Source organism: Priestia sp. 3CA3 (assembly GCF_056836725.1).
This window is the reverse complement of sequence record NZ_JBXENJ010000001.1, coordinates 70,535-94,796: the sequence shown is the minus strand read 5'-3', so window position 1 is coordinate 94,796 and position 24,262 is coordinate 70,535. Positions and strand designations below refer to the sequence as shown.

Genomic DNA, 24,262 nt, shown 5'->3' with positions numbered 1-24,262 from the left:
GGAGGCATTTTTTATGAAAGTTGACAAACATATTCATACTCCATTTTGCCCACACGGTTCGCCTGATTCATTGCAACAATATGTTGAACAGGCGATTTCCCTGAACTTTGGCGAGATTTCGTTTACAGAGCATGCTCCGTTACCAAAAAGCTTCATTGATCCGACGCCTGATCGAGACAGCGGAATGGCTCCTGACAAACTTGATCGCTACATTCAAAACGTACAGCAAGTAAAAAAAGAATTTGAGCGCGATATTCGTATTAATATCGGGTTGGAAGTTGACTTTATTGAAGGATTTGAACACGAAACAACAGAGTTCTTAAACGAATATGGTCCTTATCTCGATGACAGCATCCTTTCGGTTCACTTCTTAAAATATGAAGAAGAATATGACTGCCTGGATTTTAGCGCTGACGTATTTGCACATATTGTACAGAAATTCGGCAGCGTAAGCAAAGTATATGATAAGTATTACAACACGGTATTACGTTCTGTACAGGCCAATTTAGGCGTTTATAAGCCCAAGCGCATTGGTCATATGACACTCGTACATAAATTTCAAACTCGCTTTCCATATGAAGACACACTTTCCCCTATTATTTTATCAATACTCGATGAAATAAAAATGAAAGATCTGGCGTTGGATTATAATGGTGCAGGGTTGTTTAAACCTTTGTGCAAGGAAGCGTATCCATCTCCCTTTGTCGTAAAAGCAGCCCAACAGAAAAAAATCCCTCTCGTATATGGGTCAGACGCCCACTGTGCGAAGGATTTAGGCCAAGGCTATGGAGAGCTCCATTTAGGATAATTGAACGCGCAGTTTGTTTGTCCGTTCATATGGCAAACATACCGTTGTGTGCACCCATTGCTCAAGCTCAATCGCATATTGCTGAACAAAATACGGTTCGTGAGGCAATATATGAAGAACTTCACTTAGATACTGAGGATGAAGATAAGGCATAGAGAGCATTCCCTTAAGCTCAATAATTGTAAAGGAAACGTGCAGCTTTCGAAACTCCTTTTCTTTCATCCCTCTTTCAAGAATTGTTTTTAAGTAGTATTTTTCCTTGGTTAAATACGTAGTCATAACTTCTCGAATTAAAATCGTGTCAAGAGAGATTTCTCTATATACAAGACGGGCAATATGCCTATTTTCGTGCTGGTAATGTAAGATAGCTCGAATCATTACGATCATACTTTCTGTTGAAGACAGCTTTTTCATTTCTTGGAATGCTTGCTCCAGCACCCCAATATAACCTTCAAAATAAGAAATCACTAAACTTTCAAGTAATCCTTCTTTGCTATGAAAATAATATGAAATATTCGCTACGTTCACTTTCGCTTTTCCTGCAATCTCCCGCACCGACGTACCATCAAAACCTTTTACGTTAAAAAGAGAAACAGCCGCATCAATAATTTTCTCTTTCGTTTTTGACTGTACAGCCATCTATCTACACCTCATTTCGATTTATTTTTACAAAACACATATGATTGCAAAATTGTGTAGAAATCGTTACAGTATTTAAAAAGGATTTTAGTAGCCTCTCTACATAATTCGTGATAGGCTTTTTAGTTCCTGTAATCTTTTATCGACAAAGTAGCGTTAAAACTGACGTTTCCTGATAAAAATTCATTAAATCTTATGTTGAATGGAGGAGAATACATTGTTTAATGTCGAAAACTACAGCGGCTCAAAACAAAAAGATTATGAGTTAGTAATTAAGCAATTACGCGCCTTATTAGAAGGAGAAAGCAATACGATTGCTAATCTAGCAAATGCTTCAGCTCTGCTAAATCAATTTTTAAATGAAGTAAACTGGGTAGGTTTTTATTTAATGGAAGACGAGGAGTTAGTGCTTGGACCTTTCCAGGGACTGCCGGCTTGCGTTCGTATTCCACTTGGAAAAGGCGTATGCGGTACAGCAGCTCAAAATCAAAAAACAGAGCGAATTGAAGATGTTCACGCCTTCCCTGGCCACATTGCATGTGATGCCGCTTCTCAATCTGAAATCGTTGTACCAATTGTAAAAGACGGTCAGCTTTTAGGTGTTCTTGATATTGACAGTCCAATCAAAAATCGCTTTGATGAAATCGATCAACAGTATCTTGAAGAATTCGTCAAAGAACTCACTTCTTTTCTTTAAATATGAATAAGCAAAAAAAAACCGCTGCAAATCAGCGGTTTTTGCTTATTAAACAAACGTTTGATTAGCCATCACCACCATTTTCTTAGGTTCTTTCTTCTCTTTTCATACTTCAAATGAATATATCCTTTCTTTTACATTCTTTTAATCTTCAATCTTCCTTGACTTTATACGAGGAAACACCTATAATAATCGTTGTGTGAAATATTGCAGCTTATACAATCTTCTTTATGTTTTTTCATTTTGTTCCTCATTAAAAGGTTGTTTTACAGAAGTAGCAATTCTTTTAAAAAGATGGTGTATCGTGTAACTCTCTGCTGCTAGAGCGATGGTACATGAAAACAAAATGAGCATATCGCTAGAATGTGTCTGTTTTTGTTTTGCATAAAATAAAAACACAAACAAGGAGGAGTCATCATGGCTCGTTATACAGGTCCAAGTTGGAAAATCTCTCGTCGCTTAGGTCTTTCTCTAAGTGGTACAGGTAAAGAATTAGAAAAACGCCCTTACGCTCCAGGTCCACACGGCCCAGGTCAACGTAAGAAAATTTCTGAGTACGGTTTACAATTACAAGAAAAGCAAAAATTACGCCACATGTATGGTGTAACTGAGCGTCAATTCCGTAACTTATTCGTTGCTGCTGGTAAATTAACTGGTAAGCACGGTGAGAACTTCATGATTCTTTTAGAAGCTCGTCTTGATAACTTAGTATACCGTATGGGTCTTGCACGCACTCGTCGTCAAGCTCGTCAATTAGTTAACCACGGTCACGTTTTAGTTGACGGTAAACGCGTTGACATCCCATCTTACCGTGTACAACCTGGTCAAGTGATCGGTGTTCGCGAAAAATCTCGCAACCTTTCAATCGTGAAAGAAGCGCTTGAAGTTAACAACTTCGTACCAGACTACTTAACAGTAGACGCTGAGAAATTAGAAGGTACATTCACTCGCTTACCTGAGCGTTCTGAATTATCTGCTGAAATCAACGAAGCACTAATCGTAGAGTTCTACTCTCGTTAATAGTAAAAAGCCGTTCCCTATGGAGCGGCTTTTTTACTGTCTTTATACAAAAAAAGGCCTTTCGGCCTTTTTTTATGCGTATTGAATAAGCGTATATTTTTTCTTGCCTCGACGAATTACTGTAAATTGACCTTCAATACGGTCTTCTGCTCCTACTGTTTTTTGCAAATCTTGCTCACGCTCACCGTTTAAGTAAATCGCACCGTTTGAAATATCTTCACGCGCTTGACGTTTAGAAGGAGAGATTTTACTTTCTACAAGTAAATCGATTAAACCAATATCTTCACCTGTATGCGTGTAAGAAGGAACATCCTTGAATCCTTGCTTAATTTCTTCTGCTGTTAACTCTGAAATACTTCCGTTAAATAAAGCTTGCGAAATACGAATGGCTTGCTCAAGAGCTTCTTCACCGTGTACAAGCGTAGTCATCGCCGCTGCTAGTGCTTTTTGTGCTTCGCGTTTTTCAGGCGCTTCTTTTGCAGATGCTGCTAATTCATTAATTTCTTCATGTGATAAGAATGTAAAGTATTTTAAATATTTTATAACATCACGATCATCTGTATTAATCCAGAACTGGTAGAATTCATACGGACTTGTTTTTTCAGCGTCTAACCAAATTGCTCCGCCTTCTGTTTTACCGAACTTCGTGCCGTCTGCTTTTGTTACAAGCGGAACTGTTAATCCAAATGCTTTTGCATCTTCTTCTGATTTACGAATTAATTCTAAGCCAGCTGTAATATTTCCCCATTGGTCGCTGCCGCCAATTTGAAGCTTACAGTTATACGTTTGGTATAAGTTCAAGAAATCATATGATTGTAAAATCATGTAGCTGAATTCCGTAAATGAGATGCCTGATTCGATACGAGATTGAACAGAATCCTTTGCCATCATGTAGTTAATACCAAAGTTTTTACCGATATCTCGTAGGAATGTAATAACATCTAACGTGCCAATCCAGTCATAGTTATTCGCAATAACCGCTGCATTTTCACCTTCTTCAAAATCTAAGAAGCGTGAAAGCTGACCTTTAATACGCTCACTAAACATAGCAACCGTTTCTTTTTCATTTAACGTACGCTCTGCTTTTTTACCGCTTGGATCTCCAATAAGACCCGTACCTCCACCAACTAATGCAATCGGTTGGTGTCCAGCTTGTTGAAAGCGACGCAAAATTAAAACAGGAAGCATGTGGCCGATGTGAAGGCTGTCGGCTGTTGGATCGAATCCACAGTACAAACGAACAGACTCTTTACTCAAAAGTTCATTTAAACCTTTTTCATCCGTTTGTTGATTAATGAGCCCTCGAAACTCAAGATCTTGTAAAATATCCATGTTATATTCTCTCCTTTATCTAATTGCTCGTTACAATTTGTTGAACAACATAAAAAACGCCCCTTCTTAAAAAAGAAGGGACGAAAATATCGCGGTACCACCCTATTTGGAAATAAATTATTTCCCACTTAAATGATGTAACGGTCTACCCGTCTTTTGCTACTGTAAGTTCACAAAAGATGCTCAAGGACGTATTTCATATTTGTCTATGTACTGATTTTCAGCAACCATCAGCTCTCTTAAACAGGGAGACAAGTATTACTTCTTCCTATCACTGCAGTTTATTTTATTTAAAAGTTTACACCCCACAATTATGAATGATTTCATTTTAAAATTCAAGTCCAAAAAAAAGTTCAAACAGCTGGCTGTTTGAACTTTATAAAAATCACTTATTTTCCCTACAAAGATTGAAACGTTTACTCCTTAGTCTTCCATCGTCGACAAATCGCCCGTTGGCAAATCTAATTCCCACGCTTTTAAAACGCGACGCATAATTTTACCGCTTCGTGTTTTAGGTAGCTTATCTTTAAACTCGATTTCACGTGGAGCTGCATGAGCAGCTAACCCTTTTTTCACAAATTGACGAATATCTTCAATCAGTTCATCTGAAGATTCATACCCATCTCTAAGTGCGATAAACGCTTTAATAATTTCCCCACGCACAGGATCAGGCTTACCAATGACACCCGCTTCTGCTACAGCAGGGTGTTCAACAAGCTTACTTTCTACTTCAAATGGACCAACTCGTTCTCCTGCGGTCATAATAACGTCATCAATTCGGCCTTGGAACCAAAAATAACCGTCTTCATCCATATACGCGGAATCACCTGATACGTACCAGTCGCCTGGCATAAAGTATGACTCATACTTTTCCTTGTTGTTCCAAATTGCATGCATCATAGATGGCCAGCCTTTTTTAATTGCTAAGTTACCCATTCGATAAGGTGGAAGCTCTTGTCCTTGATCGTCAACGATTGCTGCTTGTACACCCGGAATAGGTTTTCCCATAGATCCTGGTTTAATTTTCATAGACGGGTAATTACAAATCGTCTGACCTCCAGTTTCAGTCATCCACCACGTGTCATGAATACGTTTTTGGAAAACCTTCATTCCCCAGCGTACCACTTCAGGATTTAATGGTTCTCCCACGCTTAATACATGTCTGAGGCTGCTTAAATCATAGCGTTTAACTAAGTCATCGCCAGCACCCATTAGCATACGAAATGCTGTAGGCGCACTGTACCAAACCGTTACGCCAAAATCTTCAAGTGCTTGATACCATGCATCTGGACTAAAGCGTCCTCCTACAATCACATTTGTTGCTCCAGCAAGCCAAGGACCAAAAATTCCGTAGGAAGTTCCCGTTACCCAACCCGGATCTGCTGTACACCAATACACATCGTCATCTTTTAAGTCGAGCACCCACTTAGCAGTTTGATAATGCTGAAGCATTGCATTATGAACGTGAAGCACCCCTTTTGGTTTTCCAGTTGAACCTGATGTATAATGAAGCAGCATACCATCTGTTCTATCTACCCACTCAATCTCCACCTCTTTATTCGCCGCTTCTAATCGCTTCAGAAAATCTAGTTGAATGCCTTCTTCTGCTACATTTTCCCCTACAAGGAGAATGTGTTTTAAAGCTGGCAAATCCTTCACCGGAACGCGGCTCAGCAGTTCAGGCGTTGTAATTAACACTTTTGCATCACTGTCTTGCAAACGATCTTTTACTGCACCTTCCATGAATGCTTCAAACAAAGGACCAACAATAGCGCCAAGCTTCACCGCGCCTAACAATGCAAAATAAAGTTCCGGAGAGCGAGGCATAAAGATAAACACACGATCTCCCTTCTCTACGTCTGCTTGTTTTAGCACGTTTGCGGCTTTGTTTGACCATTCTTTCATTTCTTTGAATGTATATTTTTCATTGCGCTGCGCATCTCGATAATAAAGCGCAACTTTATTTTTACGCGTAGAGTTTGCGTGCTTATCAATTGCTTCATAAGCTGCATTTAATTTACCTGTTTCATGCCATGAAAATTCCTTCTCCACTTGTGACCAGTCAAAGGTTTGATACGTTTTATCGTAGTCCTGTAAGTTGTATACCCCTTCAATTACAGGAAGCGCTTCCACCTTCATCACAAACTCCCCCTTATGTATAAAATTTACAAACCTATTATATAACAAAAATAGACTTTTCACAATTTTATAAAAATTATTTGTCGGAATTGGGATAATAGTCTCCCTTGTTATATGACAACCTTTGTTATATAAGTGTCGAATTAACAAGAATCTCTTTTAATTTCCTATTCTATGTTTTTGAAAAAACTCCTTTTCTTTTATTTAATTTTTTGAAAACGCTTTAATGTAGAGTTTTTTTTGTATTATAATACAGATAAGACTGCTTGAAGGTGGTGATTCATGTGAAACATTCCCAAACATACAATATGAAAGAACTAAAAACAGCGGTTGGAGCAATTGTTATTGAAGGACCTGTCTCCTCACAAACCTTGCAACAACTTGATTTTCATGAGCAACTAACGGCCTTTCGTCCACCTGAACAGCAAAAAGAAGCATTGATCGAGATTGCCAACTTGCCTGAAGGTAGAATCATTATTGCTCGTCATCATCATACAATCATTGGTTATGTCACCTTTTTATATCCCGATCCTCTAGAACGATGGTCGGAAGGAAATATGGAGAATTTAATCGAATTAGGAGCTATAGAGGTAGCTGCCCCGTTTCGCAGCTACGCTGTTGGCAAAAACTTGCTTATCGTATCTATGATGGATGATGCAATGGAAGATTATATTGTCATTACGACAGAATACTACTGGCATTGGGATTTAAAAGGAACAGGGCTAAATGTGTGGGATTACCGCAAAATTATGGAGAAAATGATGAATAAAGGCGGACTGACGTGGTTTGCCACAGATGATCCGGAGATTAGCTCCCACCCTGCTAATTGTTTGATGGTAAGAATCGGGAGCAGAGTCCCTCAAGAAAGCATACAAGAATTTGATAGCCTGCGCTTTCGAAATCGCTTTATGTATTGAGCTGACCTTTAAGAAAAGGAGCTGTGTCTGATGATTGTTGAAGAGATGATGAAAACCGATCTCGTTACCTTAACCCCCGACCATACGATTGCTGAAGCTATGAAACTTTTAGATACACATAAGATTAGACATATTCCTATCGTTAATGACCTTCATCACGTAGTTGGCATCATTTCTGATCGAGACGTAAGAGATGCAAGTCCATCTATTTTAGATAATACTTATACATCTGCTCTTCTATCCGAACCCGTGCGGATGATTATGAAAACAGAAGTCATTACAGCTCACCCTCTTGATTTTGTTGAAGAAATTGCAAGCATTTTTTATGAACACCAAATCGGTTGTATTCCCGTCACAAAAAACAAGCGGTTAGTAGGAGTTGTTACCGAAAGAGATCTACTACATACGTTTATTCAGCTTACCGGCACTAATAAGCCAGGTTCACAAATTGAAATAAAAGTAGAAAATAAGGCTGGCGTGCTCGCTGAAGTTACATCCCTCTTTGGTTCAAAGAGAACAAACATCTTAAGCGTACTTGTCTACCCTGATGTAGATGAACGATATAAAATCCTTGTGCTTCGCATTCAAGCTATTAATCCATTGATTAGTATAAATACATTAAAAGAAAACGGCTATGAGGTGCTATGGCCTAAATTACCGGAGATGACGTAATGACTAGTAATGCTGTATTTATTTATTCAGATGATATTCTTTCGTACAAATTCAGCAATAATCATCCGTTTAACCAGCTTCGTGTTCAACTAACATATGAACTGTTACGGGAATTTGGCGCTTTAGGCAATCAAGATATTGTATTACCGCGGATGGCATCTGATGAAGAACTTCAGCTTGTCCATGATACTAGCTATATTCAAGCGGTAAAATTAGCAGGAAGCGGCGAGCTTTCTGTTGAAAAAGCAGCAGATTTTGGTCTTGGAACAGAAGATACACCTATGTTTCCCAACATGCATGAAGCCAGTGCGTTTTTAGTTGGGGGTACACTTACGGCTGTAGATTATGTGATGACTGGAAAAGCTAAGCATGCTCTAAATTTAGGAGGAGGATTGCACCACGGCTTTCGAGGAAAAGCTTCCGGCTTCTGTATTTATAACGATAGCGCGGTAGCCATCAAATATATGCAGCAAAAGTACAACGCGCGCGTCCTCTATGTCGATACAGATGCTCACCATGGTGACGGCGTGCAATGGACATTTTATGACGATCCTTCCGTTTGTACTCTTTCCATTCATGAAACGGGACGCTACTTGTTTCCAGGCACGGGAAACGTTAACGAACGCGGGCACAGTGAAGGCTATGGTTATTCATTTAATGTGCCTGTTGATGCTTATACGGAAGATGAGTCTTGGCTCGACGTTTATAAGACCTCTTTAAAAGAAGTAGCTGCTTTTTTTAAACCAGATGTTATCTTGACACAAAATGGAGCCGATTCTCATTATTACGATCCGCTCACTCATTTATGCGGCACCACGAAAATATACCGTGAGATTCCTAAAATTGCTCATGAAATTGCCCATGAATACTGTCAGGGAAGATGGATTGCGGTTGGCGGAGGAGGTTATGATATTTGGCGGGTTGTTCCTCGGGCTTGGTCATTCATTTGGCTTGAAATGATTGAACGAAAGGCAGAAGGCATGCTTCCTCTATCATGGCTTGAAAAATGGACAAAAGTATCGCCTCACCCCATTTGCACGCAGTGGGATGATGAACCTAATATCTATCAGCCAATTCCAAGAAAACCAGAAATAACAGAAAAAAACGCTCAAACTCTTGAGCGCGCTCTTTATCCTATTCGTTCTCATACATCTCATTCTTAAAAAAAGGCTATACAAACGTATGGCCTTTTTCACTGTGCTTCGGGATCTGAAATAATAATTTCGACGCGTCTATTTTTTTGTAAATTGTCATTAGACGTGTTCGGAACAAGCGGCTTTGTATCTCCGTATCCAAGTGCTTCAAAGCGGTTAGCAGAAAGAGAAAAGTGGTTCGTTAAATAACGTATGACGCCGCTGGCACGCGCTGCCGATAGTTCCCAATTAGATGGATAACGATAGGTGTGAATAGGTCGATTATCGGTATGACCTTCTACTTTAATATCATTTGGAATAGTACTGAATAACCTTCCTAATTCATCCAGGAAAGGGGTGCCTTTCTTCAAAATGTCTGCCTGTCCTGTTTCAAACAGCACCTGTTCTTGTAAAATAAGCACAACTCCGCGTTCATCTCGCTTAGCAGTAATAACATTCTGAAGCTTATTTTCCTTCAGGTAATTTTGCACTTTCGCTAAAATGTTATCCAGCTTTTGAGACTGCTGGCTCTTTTCTACAGAAGCTAATGAGCCACCGCTTGTAAGCGAATTGACAACGGTCTGAAACTTTTGATTATCAACGCTAGACATTGAAAATAGTAAAATAAAAAAAACTAATATTAACGTCACCAAATCAGCAAATGTTACCATCCATTTTGGCGACTGTGCCGAATACCTTTTTCTTCTACGCTTCACGAACGTGTTCTCTCTTTTCTTCCAGCTTTCGTTTTTCAACAGGGGCAAATACTTTTAGCTTTGCTTGCACAAAGCGAGAATTTTGCCCCGCCTGCAAGCCGATGACACCTTCAATAATCACTTCTTTAACAAAAAGCTCATGCTCCGTTTTACCAGCTAATTTAGCTGCGATTGGCTGAAAAAACAAGTTTGAAAGCAGCGCCCCGTAGAAAGTCGTTAAAAGAGCAATTGCCATGTTAGGCCCAAGCGATGAAGGGGTATTAAGGCTTTTAAGCATTAGCACTAGCCCAACGAGCGTCCCAATCATTCCCCAAGCGGGGGCATAATCGCCTGCTTTTTCAAACATACTTCTACCTCTCGTATGTCTTTCTTCTACTGCAGCTATTTCAGCTTCAAGCAGCTCTCGAATCATTTCTGGTTCTACTCCATCAATGGCTAGCAAAATACCTTTTTTCACAAATGAATCATCGATTTGTTCAAGCTCTGCTTCTAGCGATAGAAGCCCTTCTCGACGCGCTTTTTCCGATAAATGTACAAATGTTCCTACAATTTCTTCTACGTTTATTTCTTTCGATTGAAACGCTTGTGTCCCTACTCTTCCCATATTTTTTAATTGTTTTAACGGAAAGCTCACGCACAGCGTACCAAAAACGCCTCCCAGTACAATTAAAATCGATGGCACATCAATAAAAGCTAAAAAACCGCTCATTCCTCCACTTGAAATAACCCCAAACACAACCATAGAGATACCAATTAGTATCCCTATAGGTGTGAGCATATCAATTTTTTTCATATTCTATCTCCCCGTGTCTGAACTTTGGATTCGTTCTTATTCATTCACAGGTATTATTTTGTTGATTGTCTGAACTCGATGCGGTGAGGAAGCTGTACAATGCTGCTGTCTACCGTTTCTTTGTTCATGTATTTCGTTAAGAGACGCATCGCTACTGCACCAATATCATACATTGGCTGTACAACAGATGTTAACTGAGGACGAACCATTGTTGAAAGTCTTGTGTTATCAAAACCGATAACTTCTAGATCGTTTGGTACATTCAACCCGCGATCTTGTGCCCCGTGAATAACGCCTAATGCCATTTCATCCGTTCCAACGAAAATAGCAGTTGGCTTTTCATCTTCTTCTAATAGTTTTTCAACTGCTTCAATACCTGAATCGTACGTGTAGTCTCCTTCTACAATATAAGAATCGCGTACAGGCAATCCGCTTTCAGTAAGAGCACGCTTGTACCCTTTTACTTTTTTCGCATGATTGATCGGTTCTTCTAGCGTACCTGAAACGAATGCAATATTTTTATGACCGCTGTCAATTAGTGATTGCACTGCATCAAAAGCTGCTTGTTCATAATCAATAGTTACAGATGGGATTTGGTTAGTTGATTCGATTGATGCTGCAAGTACAACTGGAACCGGTGATTTTTTTAACTCTTCTACGTGTTCTTCCGTTACATTCCCACTCATGAAGATGATTCCGTCTACTTGTTTACCAAGCATGTTATTTAAAAGATGAAGTTCTTTATCTTGATTTTGGTCGGAGTTACTTAAGATGATATTATACTTGTACATTGTTGCAATATCTTCGATTCCACGCGCTAACTCTGCATAGAAAATATTTGAAATATCAGGAATGATAACTCCTACTGTCGTTGTTTTCTTACTGGCTAATCCACGCGCTACTGCGTTCGGACGATAGCCTAGTCTTTCAATTGTTTCTAATACTTTTTTTCTAGTTGATGGTTTTACATTTGGATTTCCGTTTACCACACGAGAAACCGTTGCCATCGACACGCTTGCTTCCCTTGCTACATCATAAATTGTTACGTTCACAACAAACACTCCTTATCGAAAAACATTTCGTTTATTTTATCCTTATTTCATTTCTTGTATTTACGTATATAAATCCATCTTCCTTTATAGAATGGCTATTTCTAGCTCCTTCACTCTTACATACAGCTTAGATACCCTGTATGCATCTAAATCATTCCTGTTATGCCCTTATTATTACGTGTGCAAAGACAATTTTACCAGTTTATATGTAACAATGTAAAAGACGATGTATAGTAAGTAAATAAAAAAAGTGAATCGCGAATTTATATCATATGCACTCACAGAATGATAGCGAATATCTGTAACTACTATACGATACTATGTGCTTCACCGCAACGTATTTACCGCCTTTTTCCGACAAGTTTCACGAGAATTTCATAAATTCTTGTTTTTTGGATTTGCACTTATTCTTTCCTATTTTGACAAAAGTTATCGACTGTTTTCAAAATACGTGATAATTTCGCTTATCTTTATTATAACGAAAGGCAAACAAGCTTGAAACCATTAAGTGCCTCAAACTTGTCATAAAAGTATACGAATTTTTCTTTTTTACGTTTTTTTATAAATTTAAGTTACATATAGGTTTTAGCTGCTTCATAAATTCTGTAAATTGTGGAATATCCATTTGCTGAGCTGAGTCAGAAAGTGCTACCGCCGGATCTGGATGAACTTCTGCCATAATTCCATCCGCACCAATGGCAAGAGCCGCTTTAGCCGTTGGAACAAGCAAATCTCGTCTTCCTGTTGAATGCGTGACGTCGACTAAAACAGGTAAATGAGTTTCTTGTTTTAAAATGGGAACGGCTGAAATATCCAGCGTATTTCGCGTTGCTCGCTCATACGTACGAATTCCTCGTTCACACAAAATCAGCTGATCATTTCCTTTTGATACAATGTATTCAGCAGCATTAATAAACTCATCAATCGTAGCGGCTAAGCCCCGCTTTAATAAGACAGGCTTCTTCACCGCACCCGCTTCTTTTAACAGCTCAAAATTTTGCATATTACGAGCACCAATTTGAATCACATCTACGTATTCTACAGCCGTTTCAATATCAGCGGGGTCGACAATTTCACTAATAACGGCTAAATCATATTCGTCAGCTACTCTTTTTAAAATTTGCAGTCCTTCTAAGCCGAGGCCTTGAAAATCATAAGGAGATGTTCTTGGCTTGTAGGCTCCGCCTCTAAGCATCCGCACACCCTGCTGCTTTACGGCATTTGCTACGGCTGCTACTTGCTCATAGCTTTCAACGGAACAAGGTCCTGCTACAAAACGCTGAAGTCCGTCACCAATTGTTTCTCCTTTTACCGTAACGATTGTATTTTCCTGCTTCTTTTTACGGGATACAAGAAGTGCTTTACGATGATCATCTTCTTGAAGCTCTAAATGAGCTTTGAAAATCTCTTTGAAAATATGTTGAAGCGTAGATGTTTGAAACGGTCCTTCATTCTTGCTTAAAATCGCATCAAGCATTGCTCGTTCACGAACAGGGTCAAACCGTTTGGTTGACTGCATTCCTTTTAATTTTCCTATTTCTTGAACAAGCTCGCCTCGCTCATTAATAAGCTTTAACAGTTTCATATTTACTTCGTCAATTTGAGATCGCAAATGCTGAAGATCTGAATTCGTCATGTACGTCCACCCTTTCACTGATTTTAAAAAATCCGTTTAGCAGGGTTACTACATAAGATGATAGGTGATGGAGGATATATGTAAGGGGCTTCTCTGCTTTTATGTGCTAAACTACATCTATTGTACGAAAAAGTGGATGAAACCGCAATCAGCTTACAAAAAAAACCGAACGATTAATCGTTCGGATCTTCCTTCACCTAAACTGCTTTTGTACCAGCCTCTTTCAATTAATGAGCTACATTTTTCGCTAATTCTTCTTCGTTAATGTTCCAGTGAGAAGCGTGCCACTTCACTTTTCCATCTTCAAACAGAAGCGCTTGAGGTGATTCATGCTTCACTTCATACGTTTCAGCAATATAGTTGGATACGTCTCGTGAATCTTGCACATGAAGATAATAAGAAGGAATGTCTTCATGACTAGAAGCAAACGCTGAAAATGCCTCATGACCAGCTGCACTAATTGGACACGTCGTGCTGTGCTTTAAAAATAAAAAGCGATGGTTTTCCTTAATAACTTGTTCGAACTCTTCAACTGTTGAAATCTTTTTCATTTTTTTCACCCTTTCTGTACTTACTCTTAAGTTTACATGGTTTGACCGTTTCCATACAAAAAGAGTGCTCAGCTTTATGTATAATGCTAATGAATTTATTTATAAGGTGAAGTTATTTTCAGCATAGAAAGAAAAGAACTTGTTAAATTAAAATCCCTCTGATGAAACTAACATTTACTTGCCGTTCAACCTAAATTACATACAAAAAAAGCGTTCACCCTATAGGTTAAACGCTTTTGATTCTTTATTATGGTCGTGGCACTGTGCTTTCCACTTCATCTAATGCTTTTTGAGCTTCTGTTAGCTTCTGTTGAACGTCTTCGTTGCTTTGAGACTCCACTTCATCAGCAAGCACTTCTAAGCTCGTTGGAGGTAATGCTTCGTGTTCAGGATCTACTTTACGGAAGTTTTTCACTTTGTCCACTACTTGTGAAGATTGCTCAGATAATGTTTGTGATAAACCAGCTGTTTTTTCTTTAGCCGTTTGAGCAAACCCTTGTCCTTTTTCAACAGCGCTGTTTTTCGCTTGCTCTGTTTTTAAACGAACGTAAGCTGCCTGCTCATTTAAATCCGAACGGAACTCTTTACCTGATTTTGGAGCAAGTAATAATGCCGTTGCAGCTCCTACAACTCCTCCAATCACTGTTCCTACTAAAAAGCCTTTATTTGAAGTGTTGTTTGGTTTATTTGGTTTGTTTGACATATGCGTCTCCTCCTTTAAAGTTCATCCTTATGAAAATGAGCGTGAGCGTTGAACCGATTTTTCTTTTACTTCAACAGGTACAGGCTCCGCGTCAATTTTTTTCTGTTTTCTTAATTTTATACGTTCCCATACGTCTAATGCAACATTGCTCCATTGAACGACTTGAGCAACAGTTTCTTTATTTTCTTCTACTTTCTCTGAAACGCTTGATGATACGCTTTTAATCGACTTATTTAGGTCTTGGATTGAGTCACCTACGCCTTTAACAGAATCCACGACTGTGTTCAGCGCTTCGGATTTACGCTGAATATCTTCAGCTAACAGATTAGTCTTATGTAAAAGTGCAGTTGTTTCAGCTGTGATTCCTGTCATTTGCTTTTCTACACCGTCTAAAGTACCTGCCACTGAATTTAATGTGTGCTGAACGGATTTCAATGTTTTTGACACGGAAACCACCAGGTAAAAAATCGCAATGGCAACAATAGCAGCGCTTAAATAAAGAATAATAACCATCTGTGCAAGGCACCTCCTATTTTCATCTCTCTTGTTATAACTACTTTCCCAATTTTATAAACAATTAAACCTTCTATTCCCTATAGACTCTTTAACTTTACCATATTCTCTCTGCATTTATTCATAAAAAGGGAAGATTCCTACATTATTTCGCGATATATGAGTTATTTCCCTTCCTAAAGAAAAAAAGGATTTTAAAGCATAAAAACAAACAAAATAAGCTCAGTGGGGTACAATAGAAAGTGAATCATCAATCATTGTTATTTTAAGGAGGCACTATTTATGAAAGACCCTAGAATTGCAACATTAGCTAAAAATTTAATTAATTATTCTGTTCGCCTTCAAAAAGGAGAAAAAGTATTAATCGAAAACTTTGGACTTCAGCGCGAGCTTGTGACAGCACTTGTAGATGAAGCGTACAAGGCCGGTGGCTACCCGTTTGTACTGCTAAAAGATCATTCGGTAGACCGAGCTCTTTTAAACGGTGCACAAGAAGAGCAGTACAATATGATGGCAGACTTCGAAGCAAATGTGATGAAAGAAATGGATGCTTATATTGGCTTACGTTCTGGTTCAAACATTTTTGAACAATCAGATGTTCCGGCAGATAAAATGAAAATCCAAGGGAATACGATCGGTAAAAAAGTACATAGAGAAATTCGCGTTCCAAAAACAAAATGGGTCGTTCTTCGCTACCCAAACGATTCAATGGCGCAGCTTGCTAAAATGAGTACAGAAGCATTTGAAGATTTTTATTTTGATGTATGCAACTTAGACTATGGCAAAATGAGCAAAGCGATGGATGCTTTGGTTGAGCTCATGAACCGTACGGACAAAGTGCGTTTAACGGGTGAGAATACAGACTTAACGTTCTCTATTAAAGATATTCCTGCAGTGAAGTGTGCCGGAGAAATGAATATTCCGGACGGTGAAGTATACACGGCTCCTGTACGTGATTCTGTAAACGGAACAATTTCTTACAACACTCCTTCTAACTATCAAGGCTTTACGTTTGAGAATGTATCCTTAACATTTAAAAACGGTAAGATTGTTGAAGCAACCGCTAATGATACAGAACGCATCAACGGCATTTTTGATACAGATGAAGGCGCACGTTTTGTTGGCGAATTTGCGATTGGCGTAAATCCGTATATTCAACATCCAATGCAAGACATTTTATTTGATGAAAAAATTGACGGAAGCTTCCACTTCACTCCTGGCGAGTGCTACGAAGATGCGTATAACGGAAACAAGTCAAATATTCACTGGGATATGGTGATGATTCAGCGCCCAGAATACGGTGGCGGTGAGATTTATTTCGATGACGTGTTGATTCGTAAAGACGGGCTATTTGTCATTGAAGAATTAAAAGCGTTAAACCCTGAAAATTTAAAATGAGTTTTGAAATAAAAAAAAGGCACTCAGGAGAGTGCCTTTTTTTTATGATACGGTTTGCTGATATAGTTTTTCAAACTTTTGAATGTCTCCAGCACCCATAAATACTAATACAGCTTCATTATGGTCTTTTAACGATTCAATTGTTTCTTCATTAATTAATTCAGCTCCGCTGATTTTGCTTCGTAGATCTTCAATTGATAATTTACCTTGATGCTCACGGGCTGATCCAAAAATGTCACATAGATATACTTTATCAGCGTGCTGTAAGCTTGCTGCAAAGTCCTCTAAGAACGTTTGTGTACGCGTAAACGTATGCGGTTGGAAAACAGCCACAACTTCACGGTTTGGATACTTTTGACGAGCAGCTGAAATCGTTGCATTAATTTCCGTTGGATGGTGTGCATAATCATCGATTAGCACTTGTTTGCCAACGTTCTTTTCGCTGAAACGACGCTTTACACCTTGATATGTTTTAAAACGCTCTTGCAGCACAGCAACGTCAATTTCTTCATAATGACAAAGTGCAATAACGGAAAGTGCATTTAAGATGTTATGGTCGCCATACCCTGGAATCTCAAATGATGCGTGGAATGTATTTCGAACGAACACGTCAAATGTTGTGCCTGTTGTGCTTTTTACGATATTACGTGCTTGGAAATCATTTTCTTCGCCTAATCCGTAATAAAGAACAGGTACCTTCGCTTGAATTTGCTGCAGATGTTCATCGTCTCCACAGGCAATAATTCCTTTTTTGACTTGAAGTGCCATCTCTTGGAACGCGCTGAATACATCATCGATATTGGCAAAATAATCAGGGTGATCAAAATCAATATTCGTCATAATTGCATAGTCTGGCGTATAAGATAAGAAGTGGCGGCGATACTCACATGCCTCAAACGCAAAATACTTGCTGTCTTTTACACCTTTACCCGTACCGTCTCCAATTAAATATGAAGTAGGTTCAGCTCCTTGAATCACATGCGCTAACATACCCGTTGTGGATGTTTTTCCGTGTGCTCCTGTTACGGCTACACTCGTATACTGTTTCATAAAGTCACCTAAGAAACGGTGATAGCGTACAAGCTTGACTCCTTCTTTTGAAGCTGCTTCTGCAATTTCTTCATGCGTATCAGGAAAAGCATTTCCTGCAATTACAGTCATGCCGTCTTTAATATTATTTTTATCAAATGGTAAAACAGGAATTCCCTGCTGTTCTAGTGCTTTTTGCGTAAAAATTTCTTTTTCAATATCCGATCCTTGAACTTGAAAGCCCATATCGTTTAGGATTTGCGCAAGCGCACTCATTCCTGTTCCTTTAATACCTACAAAATGGTAAACTGTCATATAAAGAACCTCCAACATTCGTCTATCTGTAAGACAGTATATGACGGTTATCTAGAATTGCTCTTACAAACGTATATAAATGTCGTTTGATTGCTGATTTCACGATAACATTCGTACATTATATCACTTCTTATAACATAACTCCATGACTCCATTTCTACTCTCTTCCCTTGCGAAACGGCCTTTTATTTTGGCTTCATCACATAGTATATAGCCTGCTGTTTTAAAAACGATCGCCATGTCATTGCATTTTTTTTGTCATTATATTGGGTTACTAACTGTTCAATGCGTTGTTTATGTCCTAAAAAGAAAGAGTCAATTAACACGTCATATCCGATTGATTTTATTTTTCGAATCCAAATTACTTGTTGTTCCTCTAAATTTGCAAATCTTCCTCTTACATCTTTGATGATAACCTGCTCATTTGTCAATGGGGTATATCCTTTTAAGAAAAACGAATTAGGTACTTTAGACACAATAATTGGCTCTAGTACACTCGTCAAAAAAAAGGCTCCTTGAATTAAAAACGACTCTGTTTTCTGCTTCGCCTGATCAGCTAAAAACAGCTGCAGCAGGGTTTTCCCCTGAATGGTTACATATTCAAATGCAAACCACTGAAAAAATAATTGTTCATGGGAATCAGATAGAGCCGCCTCATGAGGCAAGTTTACTAACTCTTTAAATAGATGTGAAGCCCGCACTTTTTCTCGTATATTCGTATAGCGGTTCACAAAAAAGAAATATTGATTGTAAAAGTCGCAAATAGCATTATCAGACTGAAGCTGCTTTTGTTCACGAATTTCATTAAAGTTAATCAGTTCATGATTTTCTTCTGTCATTACTCTTCACTCGTACTCTAATTATTTTGGTTTGTCCTCTTTAAACGCCTTCAGCTCATATGTTTCAGCTGGTGAGAAATGATAGCAAACTATCACATGCTAAAAAAGCAAAACACACATTATCCTTACATATAGTAAATCATTTTACTAGTTCTGACAAACCTTTTCCTTTTTTTCCTGATGGATTTCTTCCAAAATCCCTACTCAAATTCTGTATAGACGAACTTAAAGCAGGAAAAAAAGAGGCGGCGGATACAGTGACAGAGCGTTAGCTCACATAAAGCTGTATCCTGCTGATTTTGCATAGCCTCTTTTTTTAACCTACATGCAGAAAAACAGCTTAAAATGTAGAAGTGGCTGTTTGACTTTCCATTTCCTGAAGCTCGTTTTCGGTAATGAGCACATCTCTCGGCTTGCTTCCTCTTGCTTCTGAAATAATTCCTTGCTGCTCCATCATATCAATTAGGCGCGCTGCGCGATTGTACCCCATTCTGAAGCGTCTTTGCAGACTGGAAGTAGATGCACCGCCTTGGTCTAGCACAAACTCGCATGCTTCATAGAAAAGCTCATCTTCTTCATTTGAAGCAAAGCTTTGCTGCTTTTTCAACAAATCTTCTTGATCAAATAAGTATGTTGGCTTCATTTGCTTTTTGACATGATCTACAACGCGATCAATTTCTTCATCTGAAACAAAGTTCCCTTGAATTCGAACGCTTTTAGAAGATCCGTTTTCAAGAAGCAGCATATCACCTTTACCTAATAGCTTCTCTGCTCCTCCTGTGTCGATAATTGTACGTGAATCAACTTGCGAAGAAACAGAAAATGCGATACGCGTTGGCACATTTGCTTTAATTAAGCCTGTAATAACATCTACGGAAGGACGCTGCGTTGCAAGCAATAAGTGAATGCCACACGCTCTTGCCTTTTGTGCAATACGGCAAATAGCTTCCTCTACTTCCCCTGGAGATACCATCATCAAGTCGGCAAGTTCATCAATAATAATAACTAGATACGGCAGCTCCCCGCTTTTTTCATTATGTTCTTTTACACGTTCGTTGTATTTTGTAATATCACGTACGCCCGCATGTGCAAACAGTTCGTAACGGCGCTCCATTTCCTCTACTGCCCACTTTAAAGCTGTAGTAGCTGCTTTCGCATCCGTGATAACCGGGCTGACTAAATGCGGAATGCCGTTGTAAGGAGCTAGCTCAACCATTTTAGGGTCAATTAACATAAGCTTGACTTCGTGTGGCGCAGCTTTATAAAGCAAGCTGACGATAATGGTATTAATACACACACTTTTACCAGACCCCGTCGCTCCAGCAATTAAACCGTGAGGCATTTTGTTCAAGTCAGTCACAACCGGCGTTCCTGAAATATCTAACCCTAACGCCACCGTTAAAGGAGAGTTATCTTTTCTAAAAGAAGGATGCCTCAAAATTTCGCGAATTAACACCGGCTTACTTTGACGATTTGGCACTTCAATTCCAATCGTATTTTTCCCTGGAATTGGCGCTTCAATTCGAATATCACGCGCGGCTAGGCTCAGTTTAATATCATCTGTTAAATTCGTAATTTTGTTCACTTTCACACCGGGCTCAGGATGTACTTCAAATCTGGTTACGGTAGGACCTTGCGTGACGTTTACGACCTTAGCTCGAACGTTAAAGTTTTTTAATGTCATATCCAAAAGCTCACGCTGCTCATCCGCCCATTGATTATCTTCTTCAATAGCAGCTGGAGGAATGTTAAGCAAGTTCATTCCAGGAAATGTATAAGGAGAAGAAGCTTTTACATTTACAGGTTCTTCAGATTTTAATGAAGCCTGCGGAACCGCTTCTTCGGTTTTTTCACCGTGAACTTCTTCTTGCCTACTTACTTCCGTTTTTTTTTGCAGAGCTTCTGCCTTCGGCGTTTGGTATGAACCTTGGGACGGCTGACTTTTTTCTCGAGCGCTGTTATCCATCTTTGTGCGGTCTTTTTTCAGCATCATTACGTTAAAAGGCACTAATCGCTTACCGCGAGCTCGTTCAGCATTCCCTGGCTGTTCTGCAGGTACAAGAGGTTCTACAGCTGACTCTTGCTGTACTTGTCCTTGTAACTCTTGACTTTCTTGCATCCTGCTCTCTTCCTCTTTTATCACTGAATTTTCAAGCTCTCGGTGCACAACAGCGGATACCGCTTCTGGTTGCCATTCATCAGCTGCGGGTTGCGATGGATGTAAACTTTCAGAATTCAGCTCATGTTCTGCTTCAACATGAACACTGTTTGTTGGCTCTTCTAGAATGACGTGACTTTCTTTTTCAGCGGCTGGAACTTCTTCTCTCTTTCTAGGCTTTAGTGCTTCTACTTCTTCTGCTTCTGCTTGTAAAAACGCTGGGCTTTCTTCCATCAACGTTTCTGCTTCTGCCTCTTCAGCTTCATTTCCGATCTCTTGTTGGAAAGAAACGGATGATTCAAACGGAGGCGTTTCCTTTGAAATTGGAGCCTCTTCAGCTACTGCTGTTTCTTCCGCCAAATCCCAGTCGGTAGCTTTCTCTTTTGCCACTAACGGTTCGACCGCATGTGATTCTTCAAAAGTTGGAACCTCTTCCTGTTCTTTTACGGCTACTGAAGAACTTGGCTTTTCTTCAGGAAATGATATCTTCTCTTTTTGATTTTCCTCATATTGCTTCCACTGAGCAAAACGCTGAGAAGACAGTTGCATCATTTCTTCCGTTTCTTGAATCTGGGCTTCTTCCGCTATAGGCTTAGAAACTGGTTTTCTTAACGGCTCTACAACAGACGTATTCATCGCTCGTCGGTAAATTTCATCTTCAAACGCTGCTTTTGATAACTGTGTACTCGGAAGCTCATATTCTACTACTTCCTCACTTCCGTTTTGTACAACATTAGAAGGCCGCTTATTAAACCCATAAACAGGTGAAGGGATTTCAGTCGGACGGAACGGACGTTTTCTTACTTGCGGAATCGCTTCTTTCTTTTCAGATACCGCTTTTAACGGCTGAGATACTGACTTAGGCTGCGTTAGCGCCGACTTGCGAACAGGCTCTTGATAAAACGGAGCCGGTGCCTTTTTTGCTACAGGCCTTGGTTCATTTTTAGGAGCTGCTGCCTTTTTTGCTTCTCCCGTATCATCAATTAAAGGGAAACGAAACGTTCCTTTTGGGTATTGATAAGCTACTTTTGTATGAACATCTTGCTGCTCTTCACTGTAATTCCGCTTTTGCGTTCTGGCCGAGTGTGGAACAGAAGGTTTTGGCGCTGCTTTCATCACTGGCTTTTGATGAACTGACTGCATTTGTTTAGGCTTAGTAGCCTTCTTTTTAGGAATTGTTTTTTCTCTATTTAAAGGGTATTCTTCCGTTGTATTTCCATGTTCGTCTACAACGATTTCTTTCACTTCGTATCCTAGTAAATAATCCATTACTTTTCGTACAAAACCCATTTTTATCACTCTTTCTATCAGACTATCTTACTTCGTTTAGCCTCTTATATCGCAGTGCTGCGACATCTACAAAAAGCTATCCATGCATCCTTTATTTACCTTTGGCCTCAAAGTATTCTCTGAGATGGATATATATACTATCTTTTCATTTATCATTCTATCACGTATGCTTGAACTCTTACTATAAAATCTACTATTTTGCTTCCCTTATTTATACAGTAAAATTCCTCTTTGCAAAAATATTTTTTCATGTTTAATTAGCACTCATAATTAAACGCGAAAAAAGCCACTAGTCTAGACTAGTGGCTTTTAATTTTATCAAACCTTTTTAAGAATTGACAATTGCTTTTCAGCAACTGTAACGCTTTGAAATATACGTGTAAAAAAACATCCTGCTTTTGCCCTATAAATTAGTATCACACTCTGCTTTTATGCTTGAAAAGGCTGACCTACTTCATATTTGTCTTCAAGTACTAAAATCCCTTTTTCTTGAGGAGCGTTCGGAAGCGCCAGCTCTTTAGCAGAGCAAATCATGCCTGAAGAAGGTACACCGCGCAGCTCTGCATCTTTAATGATCATACCGCTTGGCATAACCGCTCCTACTTTTGCTACGACGACTTTTTGACCTGCGTCTACATTTGGTGCTCCACATACAATTTGAAGTGTTTCTGTGCCAACATCTACTTTACAGATGTTTAGCTTATCTGCATTTGGATGCTTTTCTTTTTCTTGAACATATCCAACTACAAACTTAGGAGATAAATCCACTTCAAGTTTACCTTCAAAACCGCTTTCGCTAAGTACACGATTTACTTCTTCCACCATTTCTTCTGTTAATTCAAGAGAACCATTTCCCTCTACTTTTAACTTAGAAGAAGCATGAAAGATGTTATAGCCAGCCGTTGTATTTGATTTTTGATCAAAGATACGCACAACGTCGCTTTTTGTTTCAAACGTGCGATTTTCAATTGCAATATCTTCTAGCTTGACGATTAACGTATCGCCGATACCTTCTTTATTATAAAAAAGATTCATAATTAGTCCCGTCCTTTACTGCGATTTTTTCCTAGAATAAAAATAGGTTCTAGCTCACCGTTTTCGTATAAAAATGAAAGAGCTGTGATGGGTACACGTCCACTTGCAAAAAAGCTCATGGTCATTTGCGCAAGAATATCATAACCCGTTTCGTTTTGGATATCAGCTAGAATCAGCACATCTTGATGAGGTACTGCTACAGCCATTGTGCCCGAAACACTAGAAGCAAAATCTTGCAAAAATGCCTCGTTAAGAATTCGGCTTGCATCGTATCCATCGTTCTGATTTACAAAATAAAAGTCATTGCCTGCTACCGTATCTTTTTTATGTGAAATCGGCAAAGAGCGAAGATTAAATTTAGCCATTTCCCGCACTGCGGATAGATCTAAATTTTCCTTACGAATTAGTTTCTCATCTAATAGACGATATGTATTGCCTAAATCAAGCGCATAATAAATGCGTGTTTCAGCTGTATGTTCATCATAAATCAACGGCACGTCTTCATTCGATTTATCCGGAAAAGACGTTGAGCGAATAACTGGATAAATGCGCTTTTCTTTTCCCGTTACCTGCTGTTCATCGTTCATAACACGAAGAGCTTCTTTTATATAATATACCATTTCATCTAGAGCCGCTTCCTTTTTTTCTTCCCATTTTGCAATTAGCCCGGGTAAAGAAATGGTTACACCTTTTTTCGTTTCCTTATGTTCAACGCGAAGCGTATCTTTTTCACGGTCAAATAAAAATGACCAATCCGCACCCGTTAATCGCTCTTCAAGTAGCTTTCTCATCTTTTGACTATTCATTTTCGCCATATTTACGCCTCCTTTTCTCATTTTTATGTATGAAGACTGATAGCAATTTATCGCTATCAGTC

General features: G+C 39.0%; 22 protein-coding genes and 1 other annotated feature. Of the genes, 7 read left to right on the top strand and 15 right to left on the bottom strand.

What is annotated here, in order from left to right:
* The first annotated feature begins 13 nt into the window (after positions 1–13).
* Complete coding sequence (hisJ, locus tag AC1VNJ_RS00475) at positions 14–808, top strand: histidinol-phosphatase HisJ (protein WP_098627520.1); 795 nt, start codon at positions 14–16, stop codon at positions 806–808.
* On the opposite strand, the gene refZ is transcribed toward hisJ, so the two are convergent.
* Positions 800–1,447, bottom strand: coding sequence for a forespore capture DNA-binding protein RefZ (gene refZ, locus AC1VNJ_RS00470; RefSeq protein WP_013059482.1), 648 nt, complete (start codon positions 1,445–1,447; stop codon positions 800–802). The two genes, hisJ and refZ, sit on opposite strands and share 9 nt — an antisense overlap.
* Before the next feature lie 217 nt (positions 1,448–1,664).
* Between refZ and AC1VNJ_RS00465 the strand changes: the two genes are divergently transcribed.
* On the top strand, positions 1,665–2,144 hold the full coding sequence (locus tag AC1VNJ_RS00465; protein WP_482640232.1) for a GAF domain-containing protein: 480 nt from the start codon (positions 1,665–1,667) through the stop codon (positions 2,142–2,144).
* Positions 2,145–2,561: 417 nt separating this feature from the next.
* A complete protein-coding gene (gene rpsD, locus AC1VNJ_RS00460; protein ID WP_013059485.1) occupies positions 2,562–3,164 on the top strand; it encodes a 30S ribosomal protein S4 in 603 nt (200 codons plus the stop codon).
* 72 nt (positions 3,165–3,236) lie between these two features.
* Here the strand turns inward: rpsD and tyrS are convergent, their stop codons facing one another.
* Together tyrS and acsA are read right to left on the bottom strand one after the other, a co-directional pair.
* On the bottom strand, positions 3,237–4,496 hold the full coding sequence (gene tyrS, locus AC1VNJ_RS00455) for a tyrosine--tRNA ligase (RefSeq protein WP_028411808.1): 1,260 nt from the start codon (positions 4,494–4,496) through the stop codon (positions 3,237–3,239).
* A gap of 73 nt (positions 4,497–4,569) precedes the next feature.
* Positions 4,570–4,780 (bottom strand) — a binding site (T-box leader).
* Positions 4,781–4,919: 139 nt separating this feature from the next.
* Positions 4,920–6,635, bottom strand: coding sequence for an acetate--CoA ligase (acsA, locus tag AC1VNJ_RS00450; protein WP_028411809.1), 1,716 nt, complete (start codon positions 6,633–6,635; stop codon positions 4,920–4,922).
* 284 nt (positions 6,636–6,919) lie between these two features.
* Between acsA and AC1VNJ_RS00445 the strand changes: the two genes are divergently transcribed.
* The 3 genes from AC1VNJ_RS00445 to AC1VNJ_RS00435 are packed head-to-tail and all read left to right on the top strand — an operon-like array spanning position 6,920 to position 9,387.
* Positions 6,920–7,552 carry a hypothetical protein gene (locus tag AC1VNJ_RS00445; RefSeq protein ID WP_028411810.1) on the top strand — a complete coding sequence of 211 codons (633 nt, stop codon included), beginning with the start codon at positions 6,920–6,922 and terminating at the stop codon, positions 7,550–7,552.
* 30 nt (positions 7,553–7,582) lie between these two features.
* Positions 7,583–8,224, top strand: a complete 642-nt coding sequence (locus AC1VNJ_RS00440) for an acetoin utilization AcuB family protein (protein WP_028411811.1) — start codon at positions 7,583–7,585, stop codon at positions 8,222–8,224.
* Positions 8,224–9,387 carry an acetoin utilization protein AcuC gene (locus AC1VNJ_RS00435; RefSeq protein ID WP_028411812.1) on the top strand — a complete coding sequence of 388 codons (1,164 nt, stop codon included), beginning with the start codon at positions 8,224–8,226 and terminating at the stop codon, positions 9,385–9,387. Before AC1VNJ_RS00440 ends, AC1VNJ_RS00435 begins: the two co-directional genes overlap by 1 nt.
* 29 nt (positions 9,388–9,416) lie before the next feature.
* Here AC1VNJ_RS00435 and motS read toward each other — a convergent pair whose 3' ends face one another.
* From motS to AC1VNJ_RS00400, 7 genes are all read right to left on the bottom strand, one after another.
* The gene (gene motS / locus AC1VNJ_RS00430; protein ID WP_028411813.1) at positions 9,417–10,073 is read right to left on the bottom strand and encodes a flagellar motor protein MotS; all 657 of its coding nucleotides are present in this window, start codon (positions 10,071–10,073) and stop codon (positions 9,417–9,419) included.
* Positions 10,063–10,866, bottom strand: coding sequence for a flagellar motor protein MotP (motP, locus tag AC1VNJ_RS00425; RefSeq protein WP_482640231.1), 804 nt, complete (start codon positions 10,864–10,866; stop codon positions 10,063–10,065). Before motP ends, motS begins: the two co-directional genes overlap by 11 nt.
* 53 nt (positions 10,867–10,919) lie before the next feature.
* The gene (gene ccpA / locus AC1VNJ_RS00420) at positions 10,920–11,918 is read right to left on the bottom strand and encodes a catabolite control protein A (protein ID WP_013059493.1); all 999 of its coding nucleotides are present in this window, start codon (positions 11,916–11,918) and stop codon (positions 10,920–10,922) included.
* Positions 11,919–12,477: 559 nt separating this feature from the next.
* Positions 12,478–13,554, bottom strand: a complete 1,077-nt coding sequence (locus AC1VNJ_RS00415; protein WP_482640230.1) for a bifunctional 3-deoxy-7-phosphoheptulonate synthase/chorismate mutase — start codon at positions 13,552–13,554, stop codon at positions 12,478–12,480.
* 227 nt (positions 13,555–13,781) lie between these two features.
* Positions 13,782–14,105: a bacillithiol system redox-active protein YtxJ gene (ytxJ, locus tag AC1VNJ_RS00410; RefSeq protein WP_028411816.1), complete on the bottom strand. Its 324-nt coding sequence runs from the start codon at positions 14,103–14,105 to the stop codon at positions 13,782–13,784.
* Positions 14,106–14,352: 247 nt separating this feature from the next.
* On the bottom strand, positions 14,353–14,808 hold the full coding sequence (locus AC1VNJ_RS00405; protein WP_013059496.1) for a YtxH domain-containing protein: 456 nt from the start codon (positions 14,806–14,808) through the stop codon (positions 14,353–14,355).
* Positions 14,809–14,835: 27 nt separating this feature from the next.
* The gene (locus tag AC1VNJ_RS00400; RefSeq protein WP_034271445.1) at positions 14,836–15,321 is read right to left on the bottom strand and encodes a DUF948 domain-containing protein; all 486 of its coding nucleotides are present in this window, start codon (positions 15,319–15,321) and stop codon (positions 14,836–14,838) included.
* A gap of 282 nt (positions 15,322–15,603) precedes the next feature.
* On the opposite strand from AC1VNJ_RS00400, the gene AC1VNJ_RS00395 reads away from it, so the two are divergent.
* Positions 15,604–16,719 carry an aminopeptidase gene (locus tag AC1VNJ_RS00395; protein ID WP_028411818.1) on the top strand — a complete coding sequence of 372 codons (1,116 nt, stop codon included), beginning with the start codon at positions 15,604–15,606 and terminating at the stop codon, positions 16,717–16,719.
* A gap of 42 nt (positions 16,720–16,761) precedes the next feature.
* On the opposite strand, the gene murC is transcribed toward AC1VNJ_RS00395, so the two are convergent.
* The 5 genes from murC to AC1VNJ_RS00370 form a co-directional block, all read right to left on the bottom strand.
* Positions 16,762–18,063, bottom strand: coding sequence for a UDP-N-acetylmuramate--L-alanine ligase (murC, locus tag AC1VNJ_RS00390; RefSeq protein WP_013059499.1), 1,302 nt, complete (start codon positions 18,061–18,063; stop codon positions 16,762–16,764).
* 185 nt (positions 18,064–18,248) lie between these two features.
* Positions 18,249–18,902: a hypothetical protein gene (locus AC1VNJ_RS00385; protein ID WP_028411819.1), complete on the bottom strand. Its 654-nt coding sequence runs from the start codon at positions 18,900–18,902 to the stop codon at positions 18,249–18,251.
* Between the two features lie 340 nt (positions 18,903–19,242).
* The gene (locus tag AC1VNJ_RS00380; RefSeq protein WP_047749731.1) at positions 19,243–22,350 is read right to left on the bottom strand and encodes a DNA translocase FtsK; all 3,108 of its coding nucleotides are present in this window, start codon (positions 22,348–22,350) and stop codon (positions 19,243–19,245) included.
* Positions 22,351–22,779: 429 nt separating this feature from the next.
* Positions 22,780–23,385, bottom strand: coding sequence for a YtpR family tRNA-binding protein (gene ytpR / locus AC1VNJ_RS00375; protein ID WP_028411821.1), 606 nt, complete (start codon positions 23,383–23,385; stop codon positions 22,780–22,782).
* Positions 23,386–23,387: 2 nt separating this feature from the next.
* Entirely contained in the window at positions 23,388–24,200 is an 813-nt protein-coding gene (locus AC1VNJ_RS00370; protein WP_080754456.1) for a DUF1444 domain-containing protein, read from the bottom strand.
* Positions 24,201–24,262: the final 62 nt, after the last annotated feature.